22 protein-coding genes are annotated in these 23,679 nt (G+C 69.0%); 13 read left to right on the forward strand and 9 right to left on the reverse strand.

Annotation, left to right across the window (positions count from 1 at the left end):
* Window positions 1-1,146 carry a M42 family metallopeptidase gene (locus A5691_RS11585; protein WP_067758074.1) on the forward strand — a complete coding sequence of 382 codons (1,146 nt, stop codon included), beginning with the start codon at window positions 1-3 and terminating at the stop codon, window positions 1,144-1,146.
* 85 nt (window positions 1,147-1,231) lie between these two features.
* Entirely contained in the window at window positions 1,232-1,483 is a 252-nt protein-coding gene (locus tag A5691_RS11590; RefSeq protein ID WP_067758071.1) for a hypothetical protein, read from the forward strand.
* On the opposite strand, the gene A5691_RS11595 is transcribed toward A5691_RS11590, so the two are convergent.
* Entirely contained in the window at window positions 1,480-2,223 is a 744-nt protein-coding gene (locus tag A5691_RS11595) for a class I SAM-dependent methyltransferase (RefSeq protein ID WP_067758067.1), read from the reverse strand. The two genes, A5691_RS11590 and A5691_RS11595, sit on opposite strands and share 4 nt — an antisense overlap.
* A 196-nt stretch (window positions 2,224-2,419) precedes the next feature.
* Here A5691_RS11595 and A5691_RS11600 point away from each other — a divergent pair, with 196 nt between their 5' ends.
* The 3 genes from A5691_RS11600 to A5691_RS11610 are packed head-to-tail and all read left to right on the forward strand — an operon-like array spanning window position 2,420 to window position 4,606.
* On the forward strand, window positions 2,420-3,436 hold the full coding sequence (locus tag A5691_RS11600) for a GHMP kinase (RefSeq protein WP_067758189.1): 1,017 nt from the start codon (window positions 2,420-2,422) through the stop codon (window positions 3,434-3,436).
* Window positions 3,424-4,041, forward strand: a complete 618-nt coding sequence (locus A5691_RS11605) for an SIS domain-containing protein (protein WP_082950256.1) — start codon at window positions 3,424-3,426, stop codon at window positions 4,039-4,041. The genes A5691_RS11600 and A5691_RS11605 overlap by 13 nt, the downstream gene beginning before the upstream one ends.
* Before the next feature lie 10 nt (window positions 4,042-4,051).
* Entirely contained in the window at window positions 4,052-4,606 is a 555-nt protein-coding gene (locus tag A5691_RS11610) for an HAD-IIIA family hydrolase (protein WP_067758061.1), read from the forward strand.
* Here the strand turns inward: A5691_RS11610 and A5691_RS11615 are convergent.
* Window positions 4,593-5,339, reverse strand: a complete 747-nt coding sequence (locus A5691_RS11615; protein ID WP_231968918.1) for a WecB/TagA/CpsF family glycosyltransferase — start codon at window positions 5,337-5,339, stop codon at window positions 4,593-4,595. The genes A5691_RS11610 and A5691_RS11615 overlap by 14 nt on opposite strands.
* Window positions 5,340-5,679: 340 nt before the next feature.
* On the opposite strand from A5691_RS11615, the gene A5691_RS11620 reads away from it, so the two are divergent.
* Genes A5691_RS11620 through A5691_RS11630 form a run of 3 tightly spaced genes read left to right on the forward strand, consistent with a single transcriptional unit; the run spans window position 5,680 to window position 7,995 of the window.
* A complete protein-coding gene (locus A5691_RS11620; RefSeq protein WP_067758186.1) occupies window positions 5,680-6,630 on the forward strand; it encodes a GNAT family N-acetyltransferase in 951 nt (316 codons plus the stop codon).
* On the forward strand, window positions 6,627-7,313 hold the full coding sequence (locus tag A5691_RS11625; protein WP_067758058.1) for a DUF5642 family protein: 687 nt from the start codon (window positions 6,627-6,629) through the stop codon (window positions 7,311-7,313). Before A5691_RS11620 ends, A5691_RS11625 begins: the two co-directional genes overlap by 4 nt.
* 28 nt (window positions 7,314-7,341) lie before the next feature.
* Complete coding sequence (locus A5691_RS11630) at window positions 7,342-7,995, forward strand: DUF5642 family protein (RefSeq protein ID WP_067758055.1); 654 nt, start codon at window positions 7,342-7,344, stop codon at window positions 7,993-7,995.
* On the opposite strand, the gene A5691_RS11635 is transcribed toward A5691_RS11630, so the two are convergent.
* Window positions 7,992-8,597: an alpha-ketoglutarate-dependent dioxygenase AlkB gene (locus A5691_RS11635; RefSeq protein ID WP_067783174.1), complete on the reverse strand. Its 606-nt coding sequence runs from the start codon at window positions 8,595-8,597 to the stop codon at window positions 7,992-7,994. The two genes, A5691_RS11630 and A5691_RS11635, sit on opposite strands and share 4 nt — an antisense overlap.
* 72 nt (window positions 8,598-8,669) lie before the next feature.
* On the opposite strand from A5691_RS11635, the gene arcA reads away from it, so the two are divergent.
* A complete protein-coding gene (gene arcA, locus A5691_RS11640; RefSeq protein WP_067758183.1) occupies window positions 8,670-9,884 on the forward strand; it encodes an arginine deiminase in 1,215 nt (404 codons plus the stop codon).
* 48 nt (window positions 9,885-9,932) lie between these two features.
* Here the strand turns inward: arcA and A5691_RS11645 are convergent, their stop codons facing one another.
* Together A5691_RS11645 and A5691_RS11650 are read right to left on the reverse strand one after the other, a co-directional pair.
* Window positions 9,933-10,781, reverse strand: coding sequence for a DUF559 domain-containing protein (locus A5691_RS11645; RefSeq protein ID WP_067758049.1), 849 nt, complete (start codon window positions 10,779-10,781; stop codon window positions 9,933-9,935).
* A 104-nt stretch (window positions 10,782-10,885) separates the two neighbouring features.
* Entirely contained in the window at window positions 10,886-12,454 is a 1,569-nt protein-coding gene (locus A5691_RS11650; protein WP_067758046.1) for a dolichyl-phosphate-mannose--protein mannosyltransferase, read from the reverse strand.
* Window positions 12,455-12,479: 25 nt separating this feature from the next.
* Here A5691_RS11650 and rsmI point away from each other — a divergent pair, with 25 nt between their 5' ends.
* The gene (gene rsmI / locus A5691_RS11655; RefSeq protein ID WP_067758180.1) at window positions 12,480-13,316 is read left to right on the forward strand and encodes a 16S rRNA (cytidine(1402)-2'-O)-methyltransferase; all 837 of its coding nucleotides are present in this window, start codon (window positions 12,480-12,482) and stop codon (window positions 13,314-13,316) included.
* A 3-nt stretch (window positions 13,317-13,319) separates the two neighbouring features.
* Here rsmI and A5691_RS11660 read toward each other — a convergent pair whose 3' ends face one another.
* The 3 genes from A5691_RS11660 to A5691_RS11670 are packed head-to-tail and all read right to left on the reverse strand — an operon-like array spanning window position 13,320 to window position 16,723.
* Window positions 13,320-14,573 carry an aminodeoxychorismate synthase component I gene (locus tag A5691_RS11660; RefSeq protein ID WP_067758043.1) on the reverse strand — a complete coding sequence of 418 codons (1,254 nt, stop codon included), beginning with the start codon at window positions 14,571-14,573 and terminating at the stop codon, window positions 13,320-13,322.
* A gap of 60 nt (window positions 14,574-14,633) precedes the next feature.
* On the reverse strand, window positions 14,634-15,545 hold the full coding sequence (locus A5691_RS11665) for an RNA polymerase sigma-70 factor (protein ID WP_067758040.1): 912 nt from the start codon (window positions 15,543-15,545) through the stop codon (window positions 14,634-14,636).
* Window positions 15,542-16,723, reverse strand: a complete 1,182-nt coding sequence (locus A5691_RS11670) for an NAD(P)/FAD-dependent oxidoreductase (protein WP_067758037.1) — start codon at window positions 16,721-16,723, stop codon at window positions 15,542-15,544. The genes A5691_RS11665 and A5691_RS11670 overlap by 4 nt, the downstream gene beginning before the upstream one ends.
* A 290-nt stretch (window positions 16,724-17,013) precedes the next feature.
* Between A5691_RS11670 and A5691_RS11675 the strand changes: the two genes are divergently transcribed.
* Together A5691_RS11675 and A5691_RS11680 are read left to right on the forward strand one after the other, a co-directional pair.
* Window positions 17,014-18,630 carry a hypothetical protein gene (locus A5691_RS11675; RefSeq protein WP_068018507.1) on the forward strand — a complete coding sequence of 539 codons (1,617 nt, stop codon included), beginning with the start codon at window positions 17,014-17,016 and terminating at the stop codon, window positions 18,628-18,630.
* A 236-nt stretch (window positions 18,631-18,866) separates the two neighbouring features.
* Entirely contained in the window at window positions 18,867-20,729 is a 1,863-nt protein-coding gene (locus A5691_RS11680; RefSeq protein ID WP_067758174.1) for a bifunctional diguanylate cyclase/phosphodiesterase, read from the forward strand.
* 80 nt (window positions 20,730-20,809) lie between these two features.
* Here A5691_RS11680 and A5691_RS11685 read toward each other — a convergent pair whose 3' ends face one another.
* Window positions 20,810-21,604, reverse strand: a complete 795-nt coding sequence (locus A5691_RS11685; protein ID WP_067758034.1) for an FkbM family methyltransferase — start codon at window positions 21,602-21,604, stop codon at window positions 20,810-20,812.
* A 344-nt stretch (window positions 21,605-21,948) separates the two neighbouring features.
* On the opposite strand from A5691_RS11685, the gene A5691_RS11690 reads away from it, so the two are divergent.
* Window positions 21,949-23,592, forward strand: a complete 1,644-nt coding sequence (locus tag A5691_RS11690; RefSeq protein WP_067758171.1) for a hypothetical protein — start codon at window positions 21,949-21,951, stop codon at window positions 23,590-23,592.
* The last annotated feature ends 87 nt before the right edge of the window (window positions 23,593-23,679 follow it).

Below are 23,679 nucleotides of genomic sequence, written 5' to 3' on the forward strand. Positions count from 1 at the left end.
ATGGCGCCGCGCGAGGACGATTCCATCGACGAGCTGTTGCAGGAACTGCTGTGGGCCTACGGGCCGTGCGGCCAGGAAGCCGACGTCCGCGCCGTGTGTGCCCGAGAACTCCGTCCCGTCGTTGACGACATGTGGACCGACGACGCCGGCAACCTGATCGGCTACATCGGTGCCGAGCCCCCCGCCGAGGGCGCCGGGCACGGGCACCGGCACCGGGTGTCCTCGGCGGCCGAGCCCGGCGTCGCGACGCGGGTCATGGCGCACATGGACGAACTGTCCATGCTCGTCAAGCGGGTGGAAGCGGACGGGACGCTGCACCTGACGCAGCTCGGGACGATGTACCCGGGCAACTTCGGCCTCGGTCCGGTCGCCGTGCTCGGCGAGAACGCCACGCTGACCGCGGTCCTCACACTGGGCTCCGAACACACCACCCAGGAGAGCCAGCGGATCTGGCAGACCAAGCCCGACCAGGGCGACAAGGCGCTGGACTGGGACCACGTCTACGTCTTCACCGGCCGCAGCCCCGACGAGTTGGAAGCCGCGGGGGTGCGCCCGGGCACGCGGGTGTGCGTCGACCGCAGCAAGCGGACCCTGGTCGAAATCGGCGACTATCTGGGCTGCTACTTCCTCGACGATCGCGCCGCGGTGACCGCCCTGCTGCGCGCCGCTCGCGTGCTGCGCGAGCGCGGCCAACGACCCGTCGACGACGTCTATCTCGCGTTCACCACCAACGAAGAGATCGGCGGGGTGGGGGGCACCTACGCCAGCGGATCGCTGCCCGGCACCCTGACCCTCGCGCTCGAGGTCGGCCCGACCGAGCGCGAGTACGGCACCAAAGTCAGCGGCGGCCCGATCATCGGCTATAGCGACGCGCTGTGCGTCTACGACAAGGACGTCGCCGACCGGCTGACGGGCATCGCCAACGACTTGGGCCTGTCGCCGCAGGGGGCGGTGCTGGGCGCCTTTGAGTCGGACGCGTCGCACTCCAAGGCCAACGGTCTGACGCCGCGCGCGGGCCTGCTATGTCTGCCCACGCTGAGCACCCACGGTTACGAAGTCATGCTCCGCAGTGCGATCGACGACATGGCGGCGATCGTCGTGGAGTTCGTCATGCAGCCGGGAGCGCACGCGCGCGGCGAACCCTAATGCCGTCCCAAAATTTGCCTGAACATTGCCTAAGAGCCGCGTGGCGGCACCCGGCGCGCCGTTCTGACGGCCCTACGGTCGACGGATGAACGTTGACTACTACCTGCAGAAGGTGCCGGTTGAGTCGGTGCGGCCCGGGTTCTCGCTCGCGATCGATCGGGGCGGCGACTATCGCCTGTTCCGGGTGGAATGCACGCAGATGACGCAGCGCAGCGGCCGGCCGGTGATGTTCACGCTCACCTCGGAGCCCGTCGACGGCGGCGAACCCTGGGTATTGGAGTGCGAGGCGGGAACGCCGGTCGTCCGGGTGCTCGGCGTGGGCAAGGTGGCGTCCTAGCTCTCGGGCTTAGCGGCGACGACGAACTGCAACGCGCGCTGGGTCTGCTGCTCGACGTCGACCAGGCCGGCCGAGGCGAACAGCTCGACGAAGGCGTGCCGGTCGAACATGGTCAGCCCGATGACGCGCGCGCCGCTGGTCATCGCGTACCGGATCGCGGGCAGGTCGGGCGTGTAGCTGGTCAGGATCGCGATCCGCCCCCCGGGCCGCAGCACCCGCACCATTTCGCGTGCCACACCGAACGGCTCGGGCATCAGATACAGCGCGCCGAAGCAGCAGACCGCGTCGAAAGTCTCGTCGGCGAACGGCAGCGCGCGAGCGTCGCCGCGGACATAACAGGTGCGCGGGGCGCTGTTGTCCAAGACGGCGCGCGTCAGCATCGGCTCGGAGATGTCGAAGCCGACGGCCAGCCCGCCGTCCGATAGTTGTGCGGCCAGGGAACCCGTGAAATTGCCTGGGCCACAGGCGACATCGAGCAATCTGTCTGCGCCGGACAGCTTCAGCGCCGATGCCGCGCGCCGCTGCTCCGCGCCGGTGGTGACGCCGCTGGCGACGTAGAAGGCGGCCGGCCGCCACAGCCGCTCGTAGATTGTCGCGACGAGAGGGCTGTTCATGGCGCGCTGGGCGAACGTCGGGGCCGGCGAAGTCGTCGACTCGCCCAGTACGTCGAGGAAACCGTGCCGCAGCGTGGCGGTCTCGGTGAGGAGGCCGCGGGTCAATTCGACTGCATCCTGGCTCATTTCATGGCTTTCGTGAAGGCGTGGACGGGTGGGCACAATCCGCAGGTGAATCCCGATTTTTCTGCCGATCCGGCTGCTACGCTAGGGCTCTTCCGAAGAGATCGATGCATTGGGGTTGGCACGTGGCGCACATTTCGCCGACTATCGCGGGACGCGCGTCGGCCGGCTGAGCGGATATACGTCGACAGTGAATCCCCTGCCCCGGCCAAGAATCCGTGCCCGCGCGCCGCTGCGGATCTCGTTCGCTGGGGGCGGCACGGACGTACCGCCGTTCCCGACCACCGAGGGCGGCTGCGTCCTGTCGGCGACCATCGACCGCTACGCGCAGGGTTCGCTTTCCCCGCGGACCGATCGCAGGGTCACGATCGAGTCGGTGGACTTCAAGACCACCCACGAGATGACGCTCGACAGCGAGATCCTCTACGACGGCAGCCTGGATCTGATCAAGGCCGCTGTGCGCAGGTTCGGCAAGGACGGCACGGACGGCTACGACCTGGTGCTGCGGTCGAGCGCACCGCCGGGTTCGGGGCTGGGCTCGTCGTCGACGATGATGGTTGCCCTCACCGGCCTGCTCGCCGAGCACTACCGCGTCCCGATGGGCGAATACGAGACCGCGCAGCTGGCGTGCGCCATCGAGCGTGAGGACCTGGGCATCACGGGCGGCATGCAGGACATGTACGCCGCGACGTTCGGGGGATTCAACTTCATCGAGTTCACCGACCGCGTGATCGTCAACCCGCTGCGCATCCGCGAGGAGACCGCGTTCGAGCTGGAACTCAGCCTGCTGCTGTGCTTTACGGGCATCACGCGGGATTCCGCGCGGGTGATCGAGGACCAGACGCGGCGCGCCACCACGGGCGCGGACGACACCCTGGCGGGACTGCGGGCGCAGAAGGAGTTGGCGGTCGCCATGAAGGCCGCCCTGCTGACGAACAAGCTGAACGATTTCGGCGCGTTGCTCGGCGAGGCGTGGACGCAGAAGAAGCGCATGTCGCCCTACATCACCAACGAACGCATCGACGAGCTCTACGACCTGGCCCTGCGCAACGGTGCACTCGGCGGCAAGATCACCGGGGCCGGCGGCGGCGGTTACATCCTGCTGTTCTGCGACTTCGCGAAGAAACACCGCCTCATCGAATCCCTCGAGTCGGCCGGAGCGACCATCACCGAATTCGCCTTCGAGAGCAAAGGACTCACGACATGGCAGGCATGAGCAGCTCGGATGTCGTCGCCCCGAGCGTCGAGCTGGTCCAGGCGCGGTTGGCGGACACGATCGCCGTCAAGCAGCAAATGCTCTCGGGCGCCATCGCCGCGCAGACCGTCGAGATCGCGCGGCTGATGATCTCCTCGCTTCGCTCCGGCGGGAAGGTGATCTTTTTCGGCAACGGCGGATCCGCGCAAGACGCGGGGCATCTGGCCGCAGAACTGATGGGCCGCTTCGCGTTTGACCGACCCGGTCTGGCGGCGATCAGCCTGCCGGACGCCACCGCGGCGATGACAGCGATCGGCAACGACTACTCCTACGACGAGGTGTTCGCCCGCCAGGTGCTCGCCGCCGGCCGCGCGGGCGACGTGGTGGTCGGCCTCACCACCTCGGGCAACTCACCGAACGTCGTTCGCGCGCTAGAGGCGGCCGCCGACGCCGGGATGGCGACCGTCGCGCTCACCGGTGCGCGCGGCGGCAAGGTGGCCGACGTCGCCGCGCTGTGCATCCGGGTGCCCAGCGACAACACCGGCCGCGTCCAGGAGGCATGCCTGCACCTCGGTCACTCGATCTGCGAGATGGTCGAAGCGGCGCTGTTTGACCGGCCCTCCTGAGACCGACCGGATGCCCGATCTGCGCAACGTCCGTACCGTCTTCCTGGACCGGGACGGGACGATCAACGTCAAGGCCGCCGACGGCGAGTACGTCAGGTCGCCAGAAGAGCTGGTGCTATTGCCCGGCGCCGCCCGCGCGGTGGCCGCGTTGAACGCGGCGGGCCTGCGCACCGTCTTGGTGACGAATCAGCGCTGGCTGTCCGAACCGGCTGCGGAGGCCGCGCGTTTCGCCGCCGTCCAGGACCGGCTGGAACACCTGCTGGCGGACGAGGGCGCCCGCCTCGACGCCGAGTACCACTGCCCGCACGCGGCGGCCAGCTGCGACTGCCGCAAGCCCGGGGCGGGCATGTTGTTGCGCGCGGCGCGCGAGCACGGATTCGCGTTGGCCGAGTCGGTGATGATCGGCGACAGCGAGACCGACGTGCTGGCCGGCCGGGCGGCCGGCGCGGCGACCGTCCTGCTGCGCCCCGGCGGGGGACACGCTCACGGCGCCGACGTCGTGGTCGACGACCTCGCCGCCGCCGTGCGAATCATCTTGAGCGCGAAGGAATCTAGTCCCGCCTAAACCGTTGCGCCGCAGAGCGAATCACCAATGCCAGCGCAAACGGTAGATCGTCCCGCAGGTACCGGCGGGCGAGCCGGCGCGGCTCGAGCGCCAGCCGGTGCACCCACTCGAAGCCCAGCCGTTGCAGCACGGGGGACGCCCGGCGGACGATCCCGGCGGTCATCGCGATGCCGCCACCGCAGGCGAGACACCAGGCGCCGGGCAGCTCCGCGCGCAGCAATTCGATGAGCCGTTCCTGCCTGGGAAAGCCCAGGCCGACGAAGACCAGGTCGGGAGCGGCGGCCACGACGGCCGCCACGGCGCGCCGCGCCCCCTCCTCCGTCTGATCGAAGCCGAAGGGCGGCGAGCATGTGCCCGCGATGCGCAGGCCGGCCGAGTGCGCGACGAGCGCCTCGGCCGCCCGCTCCGGTACGCCCTCGGCGCCGCCGAGGAGGTAGACCGACTTGCCGTCGGCGGCCGCCGCGGCGCTCAGCGGAAATATCAGCGAGGAGCCGGCGACGCGCTCGGGCAGCCTGTCGCCCTTGGCCCGCGCCGCCCACACCAGCGGCATGCCGTCGGCGACGACGAGGGTGGCGCGGGCGATCAGGTCGGCGAGTTCGGTGCGGCGGGCGGCCGCCAGGGCGACGTCGATGTTCACCGGCACGATCGATCCGCCGCGGCCGGCGGCCCAGGCGCCGCGCACCGCCCCGACGACCTGTTCCTGGGTCAGGGCGTCGAACCAGAGACCGCCCACCTGGATTTTCCGCGGTCCCGCGCCGGTCAGCCTCGGTGAACTTCGGCGGCCTGCGCTCACCCGATCATCATGCCCCGCGGCATCACCGGCGGACCGGCCGACGCGCCCTCGCGAACTATCGGCCGCGCGTCCTTGCCGCGCCCGGAACCGAGCCCATAACCTGGGCAACATCCGACCGCGTCGGGAGTTTCGGGACTGGCGGGGTAGACGACGGCAACGCAGGCGGGCAGGTCATGGCAAAGCGGCGGTCACCGCGAGGCGCAGACCCACGCCACGACCGTGTGATCGGCGGGCTATCGCAGTGGCCTTGACCGGCGCGCGCGCGGACGAGCTGGCGACGATGGACATCTTCGAGGGGTGTCCCACCTCCGATCTCGCGCCGTTGGCCGCCTCCCTGCAACCGCTGCGCGCCGGGTCCGGCCAAGTGCTGATGAAGCAGGGCGAGCAGGCCGTTTCCTTCCTGCTCATCTCGTCCGGCATCGTCGAGATCACCCACGTCGGCGACGACGGTGTGGTCATCGTCGAGCATGCGTTCCCGGGGATGCTGATCGGGGAGATCGCGCTGCTGCGTCACATCCCGCGGACCGCGACGGTCACCACCGCCGGGCCGCTGACGGGTTGGATCGGTGACAACGACGCGTTCGCGCGCATGGTGCACATCCCCGGGGTGATGGAGCGGCTGCTGCGGACGGTGCGCCAGCGGCTCGCCGGGTTCATCACGCCGATCCCGATCCGGGTCCGCGACGGCACGCACCTGATGCTGCGACCGGTGCTGCCCGGTGACAGCGAGCGAACCGTGCACGGGCACATCCAATTCTCCAGCGAGACGCTGTACCGGCGTTTCATGACGCCGCGCCTGCCCACCCCGGCGCTGATGCATTACCTGTCGGAGGTCGACTACGTCGACCACTTCGTCTGGGTGGTGATCGACGGCGGCGACCCGGTGGCCGACGCGCGTTTCGTGCGTGACGAGGCCGACCGCAGCATCGCCGAGATCGCCTTCACCGTCGCCGACGCCTATCAGGGCCGGGGGATCGGCACCTTCCTGGTCAATGCGCTGTCGATCGCCGCTCGGGTCGCCGGGGTCGAAAGATTCTCCGCGCGAATGCTTTCCGACAACCTGCCGATGCGCACCATCATGGACCATTACGGGGCGGTCTGGCAGCGCGAGGACATCGGCGTCATCACCACCGTCATCGACGTGCCGCACCGGCGCGACCACGGGTTCCGGCGTGACGTGGCCGCCCAGATCGAGCACGTCGCCCGCCAGATGATCGAGGTGGTCGGCTGAGCCCGTTCCGGATCGGCCCGGTTTGCGCGCTCGCGTTGGTGGTTGCCGCGTGCGGTCACGCGCCCGCCCCCGTTCCCTCGCCGGCGCCGACGAAAACGCCGGCGCCGAAGGCGGTCAACCCGGCCAACATCAAACGCGTCGTTCGCGAGCTCCCGCCCGGCTACGAGGCGACCACGGGCATTCCCGGCGGGGCGTCACCCCGGGTGATCTGGAGCCTCGGGCCGGAGGCGTCGGACACCCGCGCCAAGCCGGCGCAATGCGGTCAGCTCGCCGATCCCGGCAATGGGCGCGACCAGACGGCCCAGGGCGTGTCGGGGTCGGGTAGCGGCGGCATCGTCGACGCGGTGGTGGTGGCTTTGCCGGGGCCGGTGGATCTGCCCGACGATGTGGTAGCCGCGTGTGGCCAGTGGACGATGACCGCCGGGCGCACGACGGCGACCGTGCACCTGATCGACGCCCCGCACATCGAGGGCGCCCAAACCGTCGGGATGGTCACCGACGTCAAGTCGTCGGTCGAGTCGGGCACCGAGATAGATTCGCGCACATACACCTTCACCGCGTACCTGGGGAACTTCTACGCGTTCACCACGCTGACCACCGATCCGGGTTCGGTGGTGCCCGCGCTGCCACCGCAATTCGCCGGCGATCTGCTCGTCAAAACGGTGTCCACGTTGCGCAGCTGACGCAACCGCCTTGGGTAGATTAGCCACGGTGTTCAAGGTGGCGGTCACGGTCGCGGTGGTGGGTGTGCTCGCAGGCTGCTCGTCGGGGGAGGCGACCTCGGCCAAAGCCGACATCAAGAAGGTCGCCGACGTGAAGTCGAGCTTCGGGCCGGACTTCAAGGTCACCGATATCGGCGAGCGGGGGATCGATCCCAAGGTGCTGTCCGGACGCAAGCTCCCGGAGGGGCTGACGTTCGATCCCGCCACCTGCGCGAAGGCGGCGACGGGGCCGGAAATGCCGCCGGACCTGCAGGGCAACATGGCCGCGGTGTCCGCCGAGGGCAAGGGCAACCGGTTCGTGGTCATCGCCGTGGAAACGTCAAAAGCGTTGCCTCTCAACGAACCCGGCAAGGACTGCGCGAAAATCGCGTTCTCCGGGCCGCAGCTCCGCGGCGGCGTGGAGGTGGTCGACGCCCCGCAGATCGACGGGACTCACACGCTGGGGGTGCACCGCGTGCTGCAGGCGCTGGTCGCCGGCGGGCCGCGCACCGGCGAACTCTACGACTATTCGGCCCAGTTCGGTGATTACCAGGTGATCGTCACGGCCAATCCGCTGGTGATCCCCGGGCAGCCGGTCGCGCCGGTCGATACGCAGCGCGCCCGCGACCTGCTGGTGAGCGCGGTGAAGGCCGTCCGCAGCTAGCGGACGCCGCGCGGGCGGAACTGAATGCTGATGCGGGGGCCCACCGGCGCCGACGTCTTGGGCACGGCGTGCTCCCAGGTGCGTTGGCAGGATCCGCCCATCACCAGCAGATCCCCATGCGCCTGCGGCAGCCGCAACGACGGGCCTTTGGCAGGACGCGCGCGCCGCCGCATGGCGAACGTGCGGGTGGCGCCGAGGCTGATGATGGCCACCATGGTGTCCTCGGAGCTGCTGCGGCCGATGGTGTCGCCGTGCCAGGCGACGCTGTCGGAGCCGTCGCGGTAGCAGCACAACCCGACCGTGGTGAACGGCTCGCCGAGTTCGCCGGCGTAGATGTCGTTGAGCCGGCGCCGAAGCCGGGCCAGCAGGGGATGCGGCGGCTCGTCGACCGTGAGGTCGTGGAAACTCACCAGCCGCGGCACGTCGACCACCCGGTCGTACATCTGGCGGCGTTCCTCCCGCCACGGAACCGCGGTCAGGAGCGCTTCGAGCAGGTCGTCGGCTTCGGTGAGCCAGCCGGCGCGGATTTCGATAAAGGCGCCGTCACCGAGTTGCCTGCGCTCGGTGTGCTGGAACAGGGAGCCTTGTACCGCCATCTCCACGGCGCCCAGTCTATCGCACACCCGTTCGAGTGGCCGGGCGCCGGGACGGCCGGGTCCGGCGCCGCTACCGTGGTGGGTGTGGTTGAGCTGGGCACCAATTCCGAGGTGGGAGCGCTGCGCGTCGTCATCCTGCACCGCCCCGGCGGCGAGCTGCGGCGGCTCAATCCGCGCAACATGGATCAGCTCCTCTTCGACGGGCTGCCCTGGGTCGCCCGCGCGCAGGACGAACACGACCAGTTCGCCGAGCTGCTCCGCTCCCGCGGGGTGGAGGTGCTGCTGCTGGCCGACCTGCTGGCCGAGGCCCTGACCCACAGCGGGGCCGCCCGGATGCAGGGCGTGGCCGCCGCTGTCGACGCGCGCCGGCTGGGAGTGCCTCTGGCGCAAGCACTTTCGGGCTATCTGCGGGGGCTCGACGCGGACAGGCTGGCCCACGTGCTGATGGCCGGCATGACGTTCAACGAACTGCCGTCGGATATCCGGACCGACGTCTCGCTGGTGCTGCGCATGCACCAGGGCGCGGACTTCGTCATCGAGCCGCTGCCCAACCTGGTGTTCACCCGCGACTCGTCGATCTGGATCGGTCCGCGCGTGGTGATCCCCACGCTGGCGTTGCGCGCCCGGGTGCGCGAGGCGTCGCTGACCGACCTGATCTACGCCCATCATCCGCGGTTCACCGGGGTGCGGCGCGCCTACGAGTCGCGCACCGCGCCCGTCGAGGGTGGCGACGTGCTGCTGCTCGGCCCGGGTGTGATAGCCGTCGGCGTCGGCGAGCGGACCACCCCGGCCGGCGCGGAAGCGTTGGCGCGCAGCCTCTTCGACGACGGCCTCGCCAGCAAGGTGCTCGCCGTGCCGATCGCCCAGCGCCGCGCCCAGATGCACCTGGACACGGTGTGCACGATGGTCGACACCGACACCGTGGTGATGTACGCCAACGTCGTCGACACGCTCTCGGCGTTCACCATCGAGCGCACGCCCGAGGGCGTCGCCATCAGCGACGAGGCGCCGTTCCTGGAGGCCGCCGCCAAGGCGCTGGAGATCGACCGGCTGCGCGTCATCGACACCGGATTGGACCCCGTCGTCGCCGAACGGGAGCAGTGGGACGACGGCAACAACACGCTGGCGCTGGCGCCCGGCGTCGTCGTCGCCTACGAGCGCAACGCGCAGACCAACGCCCGCCTGCAGGACGCGGGCATCGAGGTGCTCACGATCGCGGGCTCCGAACTGGGCACCGGCCGCGGCGGCCCCCGGTGCATGTCGTGCCCCGTGGCCCGCGATCCGTTGCGCTAGACGTCGAGATTGCCGGCGTGGTCGTGATTGGCGGCCAGTTCACAGCCTTCACGGCAATCTCGATGACGATCGGCTCGCCAACGCATCGCGTGCCCGTTGAACGATGACGCGGGGCCGGTCCTCGTTGATCACCCTGATCACAGTCCAACCGAGGCGGCTCACCATCTCCGCTCGACGAATGTCCTTCACGTACTGGCTTCTGTCGGTGCGGTGCTGCTCGCCGTCGTACTCCACCGCGACCATCGGTTGTTCCCAACCCATATCCAGGTAGGCCACGAGCCGCCCGTCGGTGACTCTGATCTGCGTGGTGGGCCGTGGAAGACCGGCGTCGATCAAGACCAGCCGCAACCAGCTTTCTTTCGGCGATTGCGCACCACCGTCCATCAGGGACAGGGCGACTTGGCATCGTCGGACGCCGCGGGCCCGCTTGTTACGAGCGATCAGCCGAGTCACGTCTAACGGGTCGAGGGCCGTCGCGGCCGACAGCGCGTCGAGTTGGGCAACCGCCAGACCGCGGGGTAGGTGCCGGGCCAGATCGAACGCCGTTCGCGCCGGGTTGGTCACCGGTAGGCCATGGAGTTCGACGAGATCCTCGGCGGCGATATGGTCCCGACGGACGATGATGCCGGGCGGTGCGTGGTTGAAAGGCCCGACGACATCTACCGGGACAAAATCGTCCACCCATTTCGCTCCGTGGAGTGCGGCTGCGGCCCGGCCGGCGATGATCGCCCGCCGGCCCGACCACAGCCAGGCGGCGTAGATATTGTCATGGAGCGATGCGCCCGCGTTCTTCGGCACGTATACGTCCCGATGGATTTGGCGGTAATTCCAACGCAATTGACCCCGGGTCAGCGATCCGCGCGCTATCGCTTCGCTCCCGACAAAGACCCTAGCCATGCGCTCATCATGAGCGTCACCACCACTGGCCCGTTCACATTGCCGCCATGGTTGTGGACAACGCGATTTGTACAGCCCTCACGGCAATCTCGACGCCGAAGACGTCAGCGCCAGCTGGGCAGCCAGATCTCCATGTCCCACGTCTGCTGCGAAATCGGCAACCCGGTGAGCACCGGGAACAGCCAGGCGAAGTTGGTCACCACCAACGCCACATAACAACAGACCGCGATCAGCCCGAGCGTGCGCCGTTCCGAGCTCAGGCCGTGAGTACGGCCGGGCGGATAGAGGATGTCCCCACATATCAGGGCGATGCCCATCACCAGGAACGGCCCCATCGTCGCCGCGTAGAAGAAGTACATCTGCCGGTCGATGTCGGCGAACCAGGGTAGCCACCCCGCGCAATAACCGGTCAGCACAACGGCGTAACGCCAATCCCGACGGACGAACGCGCGCCAACACGCGTAGACCAGGACCGGTACCGCCAGCCACCACATGGCCGGGGTGCCCACCAGCATCTCCGCCTTGACGCACGACTGCGCACCGCACCCGGACACGTTCTGCTGGTCGATCGCGTACAGCACCGGCCGCAACGACATCGGCCAGGCCCACGGCTTGGACTCCCACGGGTGGTAGTTGCCTGCGGCGTTGGTCAGGCTCTTGTGGAAGTCGAAAGCCTTGGCGGTGTAATGCCATAGCGACCGGATGGCATCCGGCAGCGGGACCACCGAATGGGGGCCGATCGACTGGCCCACCTCGTGCCGGTCGATCGCCGTCTCGGACGCGAACCATGGCGCGTAACTGGCCAGGTACACCGCGAACGGGATGACCACCAGGGCGTACGCGGTCGGGATCAGATCACGCCGCAAGACCCCCACCCAGGGCCGGGTCACCTGGTACTGGCGCCGCGCCGCCACGTCGAACGCCAGCGACATCGCGCCGAAGAACAACACGAAGTACAGCCCGGACCACTTTGTCCCGCAAGCCAATCCGAGCAGGACGCCCGCCAGGAAGCGCCACCATCGCACCCCGAGCCGCGGACCCCACACCGTCTCGGCGGCGCGCCCCTGCAGCAGCGCGACGTGCATCCGCTCGCGGACCTGGTCCCGGTCGACGATCAGCGCGCCGAACGCCGCGACCACGAAGAAGGTGAGGATGCCGTCGAGCAGGGCGGTCCGCGCGGTGACGAAGCTGACGCCGTCGCAGATCACCAGAATCCCGGCGATCGCGCCGACCAGCGTGGACCGGCTGATCCGCCGGACGATCCGCGTCACCAGCACAACCAGCACCACGCCCAGCAGGGCGCCGGTGAACCGCCAGCCGACGCCGTTGTAGCCGAAGATCGCCTCGCCGATCGCGATCAGCTGCTTGCCGACCGGCGGGTGGACCACCAGGCCGAACCCCGGGTTGTCTTCCACCCCGTGGTTGTGCAGCGCCTGCCAGGCCTGGGGCGCATAGTGCTTCTCGTCGAAGACGGGCGTGCCGGCGTCGGTCGGCGAACCGAGGTTGAGGAACCGGCTGATCGTTGCCAGCACGGCGATCACGCCCGTCACGACCCAGCCGCGAATCTGATCGGTGGGACCGAAGTCGGCCACCGGAACCATCGGCCCCGGGCTGACCGCGGGCACGACACGCTCCTGGCCGGCGACCAAGGTTTCGCGGGGCGGGGCGGACATCGGTGTCGATCGTAGGCTGTCCGTCATGACCACTGGCCGCCTGTTGCTGGGCGCGACTCCGTTGGGCCAGCCGTCGGACGCCTCGCCTCGCCTGATCGATGCCCTCACTCACGCCGACGTGGTGGCGGCTGAGGACACCCGGCGGGTGCGCACGCTGGCGAAAGCCCTGGGCGTCACCATCACCGGCCGGGTGATCAGCCTGTTCGACCGGGTCGAGGCAGCCCGGGTGGACCCGCTGATCAGCGCGCTGCAAGCCGGCGCGACGGTACTGGTGGTCAGCGATGCCGGGATGCCGCTGATCAGCGACCCGGGCTTCCGGCTGGTGGCGGCGTGCGTGGATGCCGGGATCCCGCTGACCTGCCTCCCCGGCCCCTCGGCGGTGATGACCGCGCTGGCCCTGTCCGGGCTGCCCGCGGAGAAGTTCTGTTTCGAGGGGTTCGCCCCGCGCAGGAAGGCCGCGCGGCGGGCCTGGCTGGACTCGCTGGCCGACGAGCGGCGCACCTGCGTGTTCTTCGAATCGCCCCGCCGGCTCGCCGCGTGTTTGCGCGACGCCGTCGATCAACTCGGCGGCGCCCGCCGGGCGGCGATCTGCCGGGAGCTGACCAAGGTGCACGAGGAGGTGGTGCGCGGGTCGCTCGACGAGCTGGCGGCGTGGGCGGACGACGGGGTGCTCGGCGAAGTCACCGTCGTGCTGGCCGGCGCCGCCCCGCGTGTCGACCTGCCGTCGCTGGTGGCCCGGGTGGAGGAGCTGGTCGCAGGCGGTGCGCGGGTGAAGGACGCCTGCGGCGAGGTGGCCGCCGAGCATCCCGGGGTGCGGTCGCGCCAGCTCTACGACGCGGTCCTGCAGTCGCGCCGCGCGTGAGGGTCAGCCTGCCGAGAACGCGGCCGCGATGCGGGGCTGCCCGACGATGGGCGACGCCTTGTGCAGGCATTCGGCCCACTCGGCGTCGGGATCCGAGTCGGCGGTGATGCCGCCGCCGACGCCAAGCACGGCGCTGCCCGCGGCGTCGAACTCGACGGTGCGAATCGCCACGTTGAGTTCACATCCCGCCACGGGAGAGGCCAAACCGATTGTACCGCAATATATTCCGCGCCGATGCGGCTCCCATTGCGAAAGCAGTTGGCGGGCACGGTGTTTGGGGGTGCCGGTGACCGAGGCCGGCGGGAAGGCGGCGTCCAGCAGCGCCGACGTCGGCAGTTCGGCGGGCACCCGCGCCGACACGGTGGACACCAGGTGCCACACGCCCGGGGCGCGCCGCACCACCAACAACTCGGGCACGGTGACGGTGCCGACGATCGCCACGCGGCCGAGGTCGTTACGCACCAGGTCGACGATCATGATGTTTTCGGCGACCTCTTTCGCCGAAGCCCGCAGCGCCGACGGCCACGCGTCCAGCGGCAGGGTGCCCTTGATCGGGCTGGACGTCACGAGCGTCCCGCGCCGCCGCAGGAAGAGCTCGGGAGACAGCGACGCCACCGCGCCCCACGGCCCGGCGAGGTAGGCTCCGCGCGCGGGGGAGGTGCGGGCGATGCCGTCGGCGAAGAAATCCAGCGGGGCGCCGCTGATCGTCCCGGTGAATTGCGTGCACACGCACGCCTGGTAAACCTCGCCGGCGCGGATGGCCTCCAGGCAGTTGAGCACGCCGTCGCGGTGGGCGGCCCGGTCGGCGGCACCCCAGTCGATCCGGCAGTCGCGGACCGGCGAAGGCGCCGTGGCCAGCGCGGCGGCCAGCCAGTCCGCAACGGCGGCTCCGGAAAGGCTCTCGTACCACCACTGCCCGTCCCGGTCGCGGCGCAGCACGCAGTCGGTCCAGCCGCCGGCGGCTTCGGGGATGCGGTTCGGCCGGTCGTCGGCGCCGGGATCGGGGTAGGAGAGGTAACCGACCCAGCCGCCGCCCACCGCCCGCGGGTCGACGGTCTGCGGGTTCTGCTGGACGGCGAAAGCGGCGTCGGGGTCGACCGGCTGGGCCGACACGCTCGGTGCGATCACCGCGAGCGAGCCGAACCAGTCGCCGGTCAGCGCGGCCGGCGGCGGCAGGCCGAGGCGTGCCGTGGCGTCGCCGACGGCGCGCAGCACCTGGGGTGCCGCACCAAGGTCACCGAGCCGGTCGATACGCACCGCCCTAGCTTGACAGAAGGGCGGGTTTTCGCACTGCGGGCGCCGTCGACCGGCCGGACCCTAACCGCGGCTGACGTCGCGGGCGGTCGCCAGCGCCGCCAGCTTGTCCGGGTTGCGGGTCACGTAGAAGTTGGTGATCAAGGCGTCGGCGATCTCCAGCGTGATCACCCCTTCGAGGTGGTCGCCGAGGTAGAGCAGCACGGCGGGCGCGCTGTTGCAGGTCACCATTTCCACGCGGAACCCCGCGAACTCGGTCGCCTTGCGGATCAGGCCGACGATGGCGCGGGCCACCCGGTCGGCGCCCACCACGGGCCGGCGGGCCGCGCTGACCTTGCCACCGCTGTCCGCCGTCCAGGTGGCGTCGGGCGCGAGCATCGTCATCAGCGTCTCGACGTCACCGCTGGCGGCCGTCTGGAGGAACTGGGCGGTGAGCTCGGCGTTGCGTTGCGGGTCGGCGGCGTCGAACCTCTTGCGCCGCGCCCGCACGTGTTCGCGCGCCCGGTGCGCCACCTGCCGTACCGTCGGCGCCGGCCGGCCCACCGCCTCCGCGATCTCCCCGTAGTCGAAGCCGAACACCTCGCGCAGCAGGAACACCGCCCGCTCGTCGGGGCTCAGCGTTTCCAGCAGGACCAGCATCGCCATCGAAATCGATTCCGCCAGAACGACGTCCGCGGAGGGATCCTGCTCGTCGAGCAGCAGCGGTTCGGGCAGCCACGGGCCCACGTACTCCTCGCGTCGGCGCGCGTCGGCGCGCAGGGCGTTGAGCGCCTGCCGGGTCACCAGCTGGGCCAGGTAGGACTTGGTGTCGCGGACCGTGGACAAGTCGACCGCCGCCCACCGCAGATAGCTGTCCTGCAGCACGTCGTCGGCCTCGGTGGCCGAACCGAGCATCTCGTAGGCGATGGTGAACAACAGCGGCCGCAGCACGGTGAATCGTTCGGCGTGCTCACTGTCGGTGGGTGGGTGCGTCATCGCAGTGCGATCTCGGTCGGCTCCTGCGCGGGCCGCTTGCCGCCCTTGATCCAGCGGTAGGAGCCGGGCTTGGCGGCCTCGCGCCGGATGGCCCACAGCGTGCCCTTGCAAATGGCCTCCTTGATCGACGCGGCGGTGCGGCCGCCGATCGCCAGGTTCACCGGGGTGTCGTCGGTGTGGGCCAGCTGGACCGTCCCGTAGGTGCGGCCGAGGCTGATGCACTGGCCGACGAACGCCTGGCTGAGCGGGGCGGGAGCGGTTCCGGAGATGCGGCTGAGCACGGTGTTGGCCGCCTGCGCGCCCAGCGGCCCGGCGGCCTGGCAGCTCATCCGCAGCGGCTGGCCCGACGGCGCGGCAGCGTCACCCGCCGCGACGACGTAGGGGTTGTCGACGCTGGTCAGCGTCTCGTCGGTGAGCAGCCGGCCCAGCACGTCAGTGCTCAGGCCGCTGCGGACGGCCAAGTCCGGCACGGCGAAGCCGGCCGTCCAGATGGTGGCCGCGCTCGGCAGCACCCCGCCGTCGCTCAACACCACCGCGTCCCAGCGCACCTCGGCCACCGTCGCGGATTCCAGCACGTTGACCCCGAAACCGCGCAGTCGCCTGGCGACGGACCGGCGGCCGCGCCTGCTCAGCGACGGGCCGAGCGCCTCGCCGCACACCAGGGTCACCTGCCGACCCCGTTCGGCCAGTTCGGAAGCCGTCTCGATGCCGGTCAGCCCGCCGCCGACGACGGTGACGGGCGCGGCCAGCGGCAGGTCGGCGAGTGCGTAGCGCAGCCGCTGGGCGCTCTCCAGGTCGGCGATCGGGTAGGCGAAGTCCGCGAATCCGGGCACGGTGGCCGGGGTCGCGCCGGTGCTGCCGACGGCGTAGATCAAATAGTCGTAGTCGAGCTCGGCGCCCGAGGACAACAGCACGCGCCGGTCGGTGGCGTCGATGCGCTCGACGGTGTCGACGACCAACCGGATACCGTCGCCGAGCAGCGTCGCGTAGTCGGCGGTCGCGGCGCCGGTGTCGGCGACCAACTGGTGCAGGCGGATCCGCTCCACGAAGACCGGGCGGGCGTTCACCAGGGTGATGTCGATGTCCGGACGCTGGCGCAGATGGTTCGCGGCGAGGGTTCCGGCGTATCCGCCTCCGACCACGACGACATGAACTTTCTGGGCGGCCACCTCGGTCATTGCTGTCTCCTGTTCTCACGGGCCTGATGCCCTTGAGACACCGCGGACCCCTCGTGCGTGACAGGGCCGCCCATATTGTGACCCGTCTCACTGCTGCGGCTCTCGGATCGGGGGGCCGCCGGGTGCTGCGTGCTAGGCTGCGCTACGCCAATTCGTGACCTGCCCCGCGTCGGAAACACGCACCCGATAACCCAGCAGCATGGGGCCACTTCAGTGAGCATCGGTGTGTCTTGGGAGAAGCAACCGTGAAGTCGAGGAAGAGCGCGCTGGCCGCTGTCGTGTGCACGGCGATGGTGCTGAGCGGGTGCGGCGGCAAGAGCGATCCCGGGCCACTCTCCGCCATGGTCAGTCCCGCCATTCCGCCCACCGCTCAGGAGATCCCCAACCCGCTGCGCGGTCAATACGAAGAGGGCATGAATCCGCTTTTCCCGCAAGGCAATTCCGCACAGCGGTACGCGGCGTGGCCCGCGTCGTACGACGCCAGTCTGCGGGTTTCGTGGCGGCAGTTACAGCCGGTCGACCCGCGCACGCTGCCCGCCGACGCTCCCGACGACCGTAAGTTCGACTTCAGTGCGATCGACGACGCGCTGACGAAGCTGGGCAGCCGCAACATGCGGCTGATCCTGGGCGTGTACACCTACAAATCCTGTTGCAACGATTCCTATGCCGGCAACACCAACATCGCGATCCCGGACTGGATCCGTTCGGCGGCCACCAGCCTTCCCGCGCCGCCCAACAGCTCCGCACCGGGAGTCACGCAGGTGGTGCCGAATTGGAACGACGCCGACTACCTCAACAACTTCGGCCAGCTGCTCGCCGCGCTCGGTCGCCGCTACGACGGCGACGAGCGGCTCAGCGTTTTCGAGTTCTCCGGCTACGGCGATTTCGGCGAGAACAGCCTCGCGTACTTGCGCGACGCGCTCGGCGCGCCGGGTCCCACGCCGGACGACAGCCAGCCGAAGTTGGGCTATTACAGTCAGTTTCGCGATCAGACCATCACCAAGGCGTCCATCGCGAAGCTGGTGGCCGCCAACGTGGGCGCGTTCGGCCACACCCAATTGGTGACCACGGCCGAGAATCCGGAAATCGTCCGCGAGTTGATCGCCGACGAGGTGACGAAGAAGCTGTCCGCGCCGGTCGGCATCCGCGCGGATTGCCTTGGTGTGCAGTCGCCCCTGCCGGAATGGGCCGAGTCCAGCGACTCCCACTACGTGCGCTTCAACGACGCGGCCGTCAACGCGATCAAGCAGCGGCTCACCTCGGCGCTGGTGATCAGCCAGTGGTGGCGGCTGCCGAACGGGGCCGACCCCCGGTCCTACTACGAGAAGGCCCTGCACGACGTGGTGAGGTATCACGTCTCGATGACGTCCAGCGCGAACTTCCCCGACCGGGATGCGACGTCGGCGATGGATCCCAAGCTGTACCTCCTGTGGGCGAAGGCCAACACCGCCGCCGGTTACCGGTATTCGGTGGAGGCCAAGCCGGGATCGCAGTCGATCCAGGGCAAGGTCGCTTCGATCTCCGTCGTCTGGACCAACTACGGCTCCGCCGCGGCCACCGAACAGTGGACGCCCGGATACAAGCTGGTCGATTTCTCGGGAGCGGTGGTCCGCACCATCGCGGGGACGGTCAACCTCAAGTCGCTGGTCCACGACGACTCCAGCCCGTCACGCGAGGAGGCGGTTCCGGAGTCCACGACGGAATCGGTGCGCGTCGACGTGACCGGCCTGCCGCCCGGGCACTACACACTGCGGGCGTCCGTGGAATGGCAGCAGCACAAGCCGGGCGCCTCGCACGTGGTGAACTACGCGCCGATGGCACTGGCCCGCGACGGTCGCGACGGTTCCGGCCTGTATCCGATCGCGACACTGGACATCGCCAGCGACGCGGCCGCCAGCGGTCAATGACGCGCAGCGGTCCGGACCGGAAGTTGCTCGTTACCGGGGATCCGGCGTCTCCCGCGTGATACGTTCTGCTGACCAATACCCATCCTGACCTGCCCTGCTCCGGATGGACCGACGAAGCGAACCAGAGGGCCCCGCCGATGCGCATGGGCGCGCGGTCGACGGGATTCGCCAGCAAGAACATTCCCCGATCGGGCAACCCTCGACAGGTGGGATGCACGCCCGTATCGGAGGAGACCGTGCCGCGCAGTCTGGACTTGGTCGTCACCTCCGTCGCCACGCAGTTGATGGAGGCGACCGCAGCCACGGCCCATCTGGTGAGCGAGAAGGTGCTCGCGCAGCTGGTCGAGCAGTTCGACGTGGACGCCAGCTTCTTGCGCTACCTCGACCCGCACACCCGAGCGTCGACGCTGGTCGCCGAGTGGCCGCCGCGAACCGACGCCTCGGACCCGGAGCCGGCGGCCTTCGCCCAGCTGGACATCGCGGAGTCGGTGCTTGCGCAGTGCAAGCAGGGGCGCAAACCGGTGGTGATCCGGCCGGCCCAATCCAAACGCTATTTCCGCCGCCCGGTGGGCGGGGCCAAAGTGGCCGCCTCGCCCTCGGTGGCCGCCGCCCCACTGGTCTCCGGCGAGACGACCACCGGCCTGCTCGGCTTCGTCAAGTTCGGCGCCCGCAAGTGGGAGCAGGAGGAGATCAACACGCTCGAGGCCGTCGCCGCGCTGTTCGCGCAGCTGCAGGCCCGCATCGCGGCCGAAGACAAGCTCCGCTATCTGGCCGAGCACGACGATCTGACCGGGCTTTTCAACCGCCGCGCCCTGGTCGCGCACCTGACCGAGCGGCTCTTGACGGGTCGCCCCGGGCCCGTCGCGGTCCTGTACCTCGACCTCGACCGGCTCAAACCGATCAACGACTACCTCGGGCACACCGCGGGTGACTGGTTCATCCGGGTCTTCGCGCAACGCATCAAGATCTGCGCTCCCGACTGCACGATCGCCCGGCTGGGCGGGGACGAGTTCGTCGTCGTACCCGACCAGCCGATGTCGCCCGAGCACGCGGAATCGTTCGCCCGCAGCCTCTCTGGCATGCTGTGCGAACGCCTGGCCATCGGCGGCCACGTGATCAGCCGCACGGTCAGCGTCGGGCTCGCGGTCGGCGTCCCGGGGCGGGACAACTGCACCGACCTCCTCCGCCGCGCCGACGAGGCGGTGCTGACGGCCAAGCGCGGGGGTGGCAACCAGATCGCGGTGTCCACCGATGACATGTCGCTCAAGCGCGCGTTCCGCAACGACATCGAGTTGCATCTGCAAGGCGACATCGGCAGCGAGGCGTTGCTGCTGCACTACCTGCCGGAGGTCGACCTGTCGACCGGCGCCATCGTGGGCGCCGAGGCACTGGTGCGCTGGCGCCACCCGATCTGGGGGCTGCTACTGCCGGATTCGTTCATCGGAATCGCCGAATCGACCAACCTGGCAATGGAATTGGGCCGCTGGGTGATGCGCACCGCGTGCGCCGACTTCGGTCGCTGGCAGGCGAACGGGCTCGGCCGGGGCACCGTGATGCGGATCAACGTGTCGCCGCTTCAGCTCATCACCCGCGGGTTCGTGCGCGACGTCGCCAACACCATCGACGAGTTCGGTCTCGACGCCGGCTCGGTGTGCCTGGAGATCACCGAGCGCGCCGTGGTGCACGACATCGAGACCACTCGAAAGACGTTGGCGGAGCTCAAGGAAATCGGCGTGCAGCTGGCCATCGACGACTTCGGCACCGGCTACGCGGTGTTGTCGCATCTGAAATCCCTGCCCGTCGACATGCTCAAGATCGACACCGGGTTCGTGCGCGACTTGGGCAACAACGCCGGTGACCTGGCGATCGTTCGCGCCATCATCGGGCTGGCCGAGGCGTTCGGTCTGGACGTGGTGGCCGAGGGAGTCGAAACACCGGTCGCAGCAATGACTTTGATCCAGCACGGGTGTCGGCGGGCCCAGGGTTTTCTGTTGTCGCGTCCCGTTCCCGCGGACGCGATGGAGGCGCTGCTGGCCGCGCGCTGGCTGCCGTTGCCGTTTTTGACCGGGCGCAAGGCATTGCCGACGGGCGCCACCTAGCATCGCACCGATGGCCCCGGACATCGACAACTCGCGCGGCGGTCATCGTCGCCGAGAGCCGGCGGCGTGCCGCCCACCGCTCACTCTTCCCGAGGGATGAAGACGAAGTTGTTGACATAGACGCCGCGCGGCGCCCAGTCGTTCTCCCGGTCGCCGACGTTGGCTGGGTCCTGGTGCTCGCGCGGGTCGAAATCGCCGATCGGCCGCCGAACGCCATCGAGATCGAAATACCCGGAGTAGCCGGAGCGGCGCAACAGCTCGGTGATCTCGGCAACCGCGTTGGGGTAATGCCGTTGCTCGGCCTCCACCATGATCGCGGGCCGGTCCCGCGCGAGAGTATCTGTGGCGCCGCGCAATACGGCGAGTTCATGGCCCTCGACATCGATCTTGATCATGCCGATGTCGTGCAGGCGTAGATCGTCGAGCCGCTTGATGGGGACCTCGATGCTTCGGATCCCGCCGTCGCCTACGTCGCTCAGGATGTTGGTGTTGTCGATCGTGCTGCGGCCGGGCTCGGATTCGACCACTCTCATCGTCCCGACGCCGGCGGTGTCGGAAAGCGCGATCGCCTCCACCCGTACGGGAACGCCGGCGGCGTCGAACATCGCGGCCAGATCGCGAGCCTGCGCGGGCCGGGGTTCGAACGCGATCACCGACCGCGACGACGCCAGCATGGCGATCGTGAATTGTCCGACGTCGGCGCCGATGTCCAGCGAGATCCGATTCGGGTCGCACAACGAAACCGCCAACTGGATGTCGGCCCGGCTCTGCCCAAGGCGTTGCAGGATGCGGAATTTCCGCCGCCAGAAGAAACGCGGCGCGAGTGCCTTCACCGCGGGCGCCAGCGGACGTGTGGCCGATCGAACCAAAGGCATCGTGCGGTCTCCTGAGCGATTCCCGGAGGGATCAGCGGATTGCGCGACCATACCAACACCAGTGGTTGGCCCGGGTGCTGTCCGGGAACGCACCCACCCCGGCGCCACTGAACAGTGGCCGGGATATGCATCGAAGATGTGCATGATTGACCGATGATGTGGGGCAGCGTTGCATCGTTGCCGATTTCAGTGCGCTTCGCGGTGGAGAGCGCCAGCGACCGGAGAGGTGTCAGTCCTTGAAGCTGATGGAGGGCGCACGTTCGGTGTGCGGAATGCCGACCTCGCCGACGTCCGTGTTCGCCGACCCGGCCCGGGCGTTGAGGAAGGCCACACTGCTGGTCGCCATTTGCGCGACGCTCTTGTTGAACGGGTGTGGTGGCCGCGCAAACCCCGAGCTGGTGACCGCGATAGTCAGCCCCGCGATACCGCTGTCCGTCCAGGACGTCCAGAATCCGCTGCGCGGCCAATACGAAGATCTTCTGATCCCGCTGTTCCCACAAGCCAATCCCGCGCAGCAGCGGTACCCGGCCTGGCCCGCGTCGGACGACGCCAGCCTGCGTGTCACCTGGCGCCAGTTACAGCCCACCGATCCCAGCACGCTGCCCCCCGACGCCCCGGACGATCAGAAATTCGACTTCAGCGTGATCGATGACGCGCTGAACAAGTTGGCCGGCAGAAACATGCGGATGACCCTTCGCATCGTCGCCTACCACTCCTGCTGTGACACGGTGTTCCCGAACAACACCAACATCGCGATCCCCGACTGGATGCGCTCGGCCGCCACCGACTACGCCGGACCGGCACGGTATTGGTGGACGCCCGGGGTCGTGCAGGTGGTGCCGAAGTGGAACGACCCCAAGTACCTCGACGCCTTCGGACAATTGCTCGCCGCGCTCGGGCGGCGGTATGACGGCGACGAGCGGCTGAGCGTTTTCGAGTTCTCCGGCTACGGGGATTGGAGCGAGAACCACATCGCCTATCTGCGCGACACGCTGGGCGCTCCCGGTCCTTCGCCCGAGGAAAGTGTCGCGAAGCTGGGCTATTACAGCCAGTTCCGGGATCAGAGCATCACGATCGCATCGATCAGGCAGCTGGTGGCGGCGACGGTGAGCGCGTTTCGGCGGACGCAGTTGATCACGACACTGCTCAATCCGGAAATCGTGCGCGAAATGCTCTCCGATGAAGTCACCAAGAAGGTGGCAGCGCCGGTGGGGGTGCGGGCCGATTGCCTGGGGGTGATCGCCCCGTTGCCCGGCTGGGTCGAATTGGACGGCTCGCGTTATGTGCAGCAGAAGGATCCGGTCATCGCCCAACTGAAAGACAGGTTGCTCACCGCGCCGGTCATCACCGAATGGTGCCTGCTGCCGAACGGCACCTCGCCGCAGTCCTACTACCAAAAGGCCTTACACGACGTCATCAAATATCACGTCGCGATGACTTCGAGTTGCGACTTCGCGGACGCTGAATCGACGACCCCGATGGACCCCGCCCTGTACCTGCTGTGGGCGCAGGCGAACGTCGCCGCCGGGTATCGGTACTCGGTCGAGGCGCGCCCGAGCCCGCAACCAGTTCACGACGGCGTCGCGACGATCGCCGTGACTTGGACCAACTACGGTTCTGCCGCCGCGATCGAGAAATGGGCTCCCCGCTACCAGCTGGTGAACTTCTCGGGCGCGGTGGTCCGCACGCTCCCGACGACCGTCAACCTGAAGACGCTGGTCCACAACGACCCCGGCGGCAACCCTGGCAATGAACCCGTTGCGGCGTCGTCGACCGAGTCGGTCAAGCTCGACCTGGCCGGCCTGGCCCCCGGCAACTACACGCTGCGGGCCTCGGTGGAATGGCAACAGCACAAGCCGGACGCATCGCGCGTGGTGAATTACCCGCCCATGCAGTTGGCCCGCAACGGCCGTGACGGCTCGGGCGGCTACCCACTGGCGACGGTCAACATATCGCGCGATGTGCTGACGGCCGGCCCCCGACCGTGAAAGACGGCCTGCGGCGGCCGCCGCCGGGATTTCGAGCCGCCCGGATCGCCTTGAAGAATCGCTTTTCGGGCAAACACCGCATGACGA

Origin of the sequence: Mycobacterium sp. E183, from assembly GCF_001667735.1 — a bacterium.
Lineage (GTDB): Bacteria > Actinomycetota > Actinomycetes > Mycobacteriales > Mycobacteriaceae > Mycobacterium.

What these genes read in the sequence shown, in the direction of transcription:
- A5691_RS11605 (WP_082950256.1), top strand. Translation starts at nt 3,424, where the DNA reads ATGGCAGGCATGAGCAGCTCGGATGTCGTCGCCCCGAGCGTCGAGCTG.
- rsmI (WP_067758180.1), top strand. Translation starts at nt 12,480, where the DNA reads ATGACCACTGGCCGCCTGTTGCTGGGCGCGACTCCGTTGGGCCAGCCG.
- A5691_RS11675 (WP_068018507.1), top strand. Translation starts at nt 17,014, where the DNA reads ATGGTGCTGAGCGGGTGCGGCGGCAAGAGCGATCCCGGGCCACTCTCC.
- A5691_RS11650 (WP_067758046.1), bottom strand. Translation starts at nt 12,454, where the DNA reads ATGTCCGCCCCGCCCCGCGAAACCTTGGTCGCCGGCCAGGAGCGTGTC.
- A5691_RS11685 (WP_067758034.1), bottom strand. Translation starts at nt 21,604, where the DNA reads ATGCCTTTGGTTCGATCGGCCACACGTCCGCTGGCGCCCGCGGTGAAG.
- A5691_RS11595 (WP_067758067.1), bottom strand. Translation starts at nt 2,223, where the DNA reads ATGAGCCAGGATGCAGTCGAATTGACCCGCGGCCTCCTCACCGAGACC.
- A5691_RS11665 (WP_067758040.1), bottom strand. Translation starts at nt 15,545, where the DNA reads ATGACGCACCCACCCACCGACAGTGAGCACGCCGAACGATTCACCGTG.
- A5691_RS11590 (WP_067758071.1), top strand. Translation starts at nt 1,232, where the DNA reads ATGAACGTTGACTACTACCTGCAGAAGGTGCCGGTTGAGTCGGTGCGG.
- A5691_RS11670 (WP_067758037.1), bottom strand. Translation starts at nt 16,723, where the DNA reads ATGACCGAGGTGGCCGCCCAGAAAGTTCATGTCGTCGTGGTCGGAGGC.
- A5691_RS11585 (WP_067758074.1), top strand. Translation starts at nt 1, where the DNA reads ATGGCGCCGCGCGAGGACGATTCCATCGACGAGCTGTTGCAGGAACTG.
- A5691_RS11645 (WP_067758049.1), bottom strand. Translation starts at nt 10,781, where the DNA reads ATGGCTAGGGTCTTTGTCGGGAGCGAAGCGATAGCGCGCGGATCGCTG.
- A5691_RS11610 (WP_067758061.1), top strand. Translation starts at nt 4,052, where the DNA reads ATGCCCGATCTGCGCAACGTCCGTACCGTCTTCCTGGACCGGGACGGG.
- A5691_RS11620 (WP_067758186.1), top strand. Translation starts at nt 5,680, where the DNA reads ATGGACATCTTCGAGGGGTGTCCCACCTCCGATCTCGCGCCGTTGGCC.